This window comes from Streptomyces boncukensis (assembly GCF_011045075.1).
In the GTDB taxonomy this organism is placed as follows: domain Bacteria; phylum Actinomycetota; class Actinomycetes; order Streptomycetales; family Streptomycetaceae; genus Streptomyces; species Streptomyces boncukensis.
In genome coordinates, this window is the sequence record NZ_JAAKZZ010000668.1 from 1 (window position 1) to 3,379 (window position 3,379).

Annotated in this window: 4 protein-coding genes; 1 reads left to right on the forward strand and 3 read right to left on the reverse strand. The window is 73.6% G+C overall.

Annotated elements, in window-relative coordinates; translation table 11 throughout:
• Positions 1-12 precede the first annotated feature (12 nt).
• The 3 genes from tdh to G5C65_RS33975 all read right to left on the reverse strand — a co-directional run bounded on the left by tdh (position 13) and on the right by G5C65_RS33975 (position 2,928).
• Complete coding sequence (gene tdh, locus G5C65_RS33965; protein ID WP_165302906.1) at positions 13-1,041, reverse strand: L-threonine 3-dehydrogenase; 1,029 nt, start codon at positions 1,039-1,041, stop codon at positions 13-15.
• A gap of 182 nt (positions 1,042-1,223) precedes the next feature.
• Positions 1,224-2,021, reverse strand: a complete 798-nt coding sequence (locus tag G5C65_RS33970) for an SAM-dependent methyltransferase (RefSeq protein WP_165302907.1) — start codon at positions 2,019-2,021, stop codon at positions 1,224-1,226.
• A 130-nt stretch (positions 2,022-2,151) separates the two neighbouring features.
• On the reverse strand, positions 2,152-2,928 hold the full coding sequence (locus G5C65_RS33975) for an SDR family oxidoreductase (RefSeq protein ID WP_165302908.1): 777 nt from the start codon (positions 2,926-2,928) through the stop codon (positions 2,152-2,154).
• 167 nt (positions 2,929-3,095) lie between these two features.
• Between G5C65_RS33975 and G5C65_RS33980 the strand changes: the two genes are divergently transcribed.
• The coding region (locus G5C65_RS33980) for a helix-turn-helix domain-containing protein (protein ID WP_165302909.1) at positions 3,096-3,379 on the forward strand (284 nt) is incomplete at its 3' end.

The window sequence follows — 3,379 nt, forward strand, 5'->3', positions numbered from 1 at the left end:
GGGAGGGCCGGGCTACCCGGTCCAGTCGAGGATGACCTTGCCGCCGGTGCCGCCGGCGGCGTCCGCGAAGGCCGCCTCGAAGTCGCGGTGGCCGTAGCGGCCGGTGATCACGGGGGCGAGATCGAGGCCGCCTTCGAGCAGCACCGACATGGCGTACCAGGTCTCGAACATCTCCCGGCCGTAGATGCCCTTGATCGTGATCATGGAGGTGACGACCCGGGCCCAGTCGACCGGGAAGTCCTCGGCGGGCAGTCCGAGCATCGCGATCCGGCCGCCGTGCGTCATGTTGTCGAGCATGTCGCGCATGGCCTCGGGGCGCCCGGACATCTCCAGGCCGACATCGAAGCCCTCGCGCAGCCCGAGCGCACGCTGCCCGTCGGCGATCGTGGCGCCGCCGACGTCGAGCGCCAGGCTGACGCCGACCTTCCGCGCGAGCTCCAGGCGCTCCTCGCTGACATCGGTGACCATGACGTTGCGGGCGCCCGCGTGCCGGGCCACGGCGGCCGCCATCAGGCCGATCGGCCCGGCGCCGGTGATCAGGACGTCCTCGCCGACCAGCGGGAAGGACAGCGCGGTGTGCACGGCGTTGCCGAACGGATCGAAGATCGCGGCGACGTCCAGGTCCACGGGCACCCGGTGCACCCACACATTGGAGGCGGGCAGCGCCACGTACTCCGCGAACGCGCCGTCGCGTCCGACGCCGAGCCCGACCGTCGCCCGGCACAGATGGCGCCGCCCCGCCAGGCAGTTGCGGCACCGTCCGCACACCAGGTGCCCCTCGCCGCTGACCCGGTCGCCCACGGCCACCTGCTCGACGCCGCGCCCGACCTCGACGACCTCGCCGACGAACTCGTGCCCGACGACCAGCGGGGTGCGGATCGCCTGCTGCGCCCAGCCGTCCCAGGCCCGGATGTGCAGATCGGTGCCGCAGATCCCGGTCCGCTCCACCCTGATCAGCACATCCCCGGGACCGATGGCCGGCTCCGGCACGTCCGCGAGCCACAGTCCCGGCTCTGCCTTCTCCTTGACCAGCGCCTTCAACGCAACGACTCCTGGGGTGAGACCCCGGATCCGGGCACGCCGCAGGTGCCCGCGCCGGGGTGGGGGAGTGGAATCTCGGGGGAAATCCTCCGCGTGCCGGGCGCCCGGGTCCATCGAGGATTTCTTAACCGCCGCCGCAGATCTCCTTCACGCGGCCCGCCGGACGCGCCCTCGCGGCGCGCTCAGGCCCTCCGGTACGCCACGCCCCCGTAGAAGCCGATCTCGCCGGAGCCCTGCGGCGGCGAGCTGTCCGGCCGCCAGAACGGAACCTGGACCAGGCCGGGCTCGACCAGCTCGAAGCCGTCGAAGTACCGCTCGATCGCGGAGCGGGGGCGCAGGTTCAGGGTCGCCGTGGCGTTGCCGTAGACGGCCTGGGCCGCGCTGCGGTCGGCGAAGTCGTCCGTGGCGTGCGAGAGCACCAGCACGCTCCCGGGCGGCAGCGCGTCGCGCAGCGTGGCGACGATCCGTCCGGGCTGCTCCTCCTCGGTGAGGAAGTGCAGGACGGCGACCAGGAGCAGGGCGACCGGCTCGTCGAAGTCGACGACCTCGCGCACGTCCGGGTGGTGCACGACGGCCTGCGGGTCGCGCAGGTCGCCGAGCACCACCCGGGTCCCGCCCGAGCGGTTGAGCAGGGCGTTGGCGTGCACGTTGACGATCGGGTCGTTGTCGACGTACGCGACGCGCACGTCCGGCGCGGTTTCCCGGGCGGTCTCGTGGACGTTGGGCGAGGTGGGCAGCCCGGTGCCGATGTCCAGGATCTGGCGGATGCCGCCGCCGACCGCGTACCGGACGGCGCGCCGCAGGAAGGCGCGGTTGGCCCGCACCCCCGGCCGTACCTCCGGGGCCACGTCCGCGAGCGCGTCACCGGCGTCGCGGTCCACCGCGTAGTTGTCCTTGCCGCCCAGGAGGTAGTCGTAGATCCGCGCGGGGTGCGGCCGCTCGGTGTCGATCTCCTGTGCGGGGAAGCCGGGTTCGCTCACGCGTGCTCCTCTCGGTGACGGTCGCGCCTGATCGACCGTACGGCTTGCGGGGCAACTCCTCCGCCGCACCCACGGTTCCCGCACCCCGCACCCCGCACCCCGCGTCCCGCACCGGCTCGCGGCGCGGCGGTCAGCCGGTCTGACGCGTGGGCATGATCGTCACCTGCTGCAGGTTCACCCGCGGCGGCAGCGCGGCGAGGAAGCCGACCGTCTCGGCGACGTCCTGCGGCGCGAGCCACTCCACCGTCTCCCTGGTGCCCTCCAGCCACTGCCGGGCACCCTCGTCGGTGACATGGCTCTGCAGCTCCGTGCCGACGATGCCCGGCTCGACCGCCGACACCCGTACGTCCTTGGGGCCCAGCTCGACCCGCAGATGGCGCGAGAGGTGGGTGACATACGCCTTGGTGCCGGAGTAGACGGCGAAGTTCGGGAAGACGTTCTGCGCCGCGACCGACGAGGTGTTGACCAGGTCGGCCACCCCGCGCTCGGCCGCGGCCCGGACCAACTGCGGGGTGAACGCGCCGATGACATGCATCAGCCCGGAGACATTGAGGTCGATCTGGTGCTGCCACTGCTCGGCCGCCCGCTCCTCGACCGGCGCGGGCAGCATCACCCCCGCGTTGTTGAGCAGCAGGTCCGCGGTGCCGAGCTCGTCCGCGACCCGCCCGGCGGCCGACCGCACCGCCGCGGGGTCCGTCACATCGGCGGCCAGCGCCAGGGCGGTGCCGCCGCTCTTCTCGATCCGGGCGACCAGCTCGGCCAGCCGGTCCGCGCGCCGGGCCAGGACGGCGACCCGCGCACCGAGCCCCGCCAGGTGCTCGGCCGCAGCCCCGCCGATGCCGCTGGAGGCGCCGGTGACCACCGCCACCCGTCCGGCGAGGGGCTGGGTCAGGCTCTTCTCGGACATATGTCAGTACCTTCCGAAGCAGAGGGATGCAGAGGGGTTCCGCGGCCAACGTCCTCGGCCGCACCTCCAGCACACCAGCCCGCACCTGCCGCCTTGGGCTCCAAGGAGGCCCTGAGAGGGCCACCCGCGGCCCGGTGCGCCGCGCGGGGCTGACGGATACTGGGGGCATGGACCGACACAGCGAGATCGCGGACTTCCTGCGCTCCCGCCGTGCCCGGATCACCCCCGACCGCGCGGGGCTGGTCCAGGACGGCCGCGTACGGCGGGTACCCGGGCTGCGCCGCGACGAGGTCGCGCGCCTCGCCGGAGTGAGCACCGAGTACTACACCCGCCTCGAACAGGGGCGGGCCGGCAGCCCCTCGCCGGAGGTCGTCGAGGCCCTCGCCCGCGCGCTCCAGCTCGACCTCGCCGAGCGCGAGCACGTCACCGACCTGCTGGCGCGCCCCGGCCC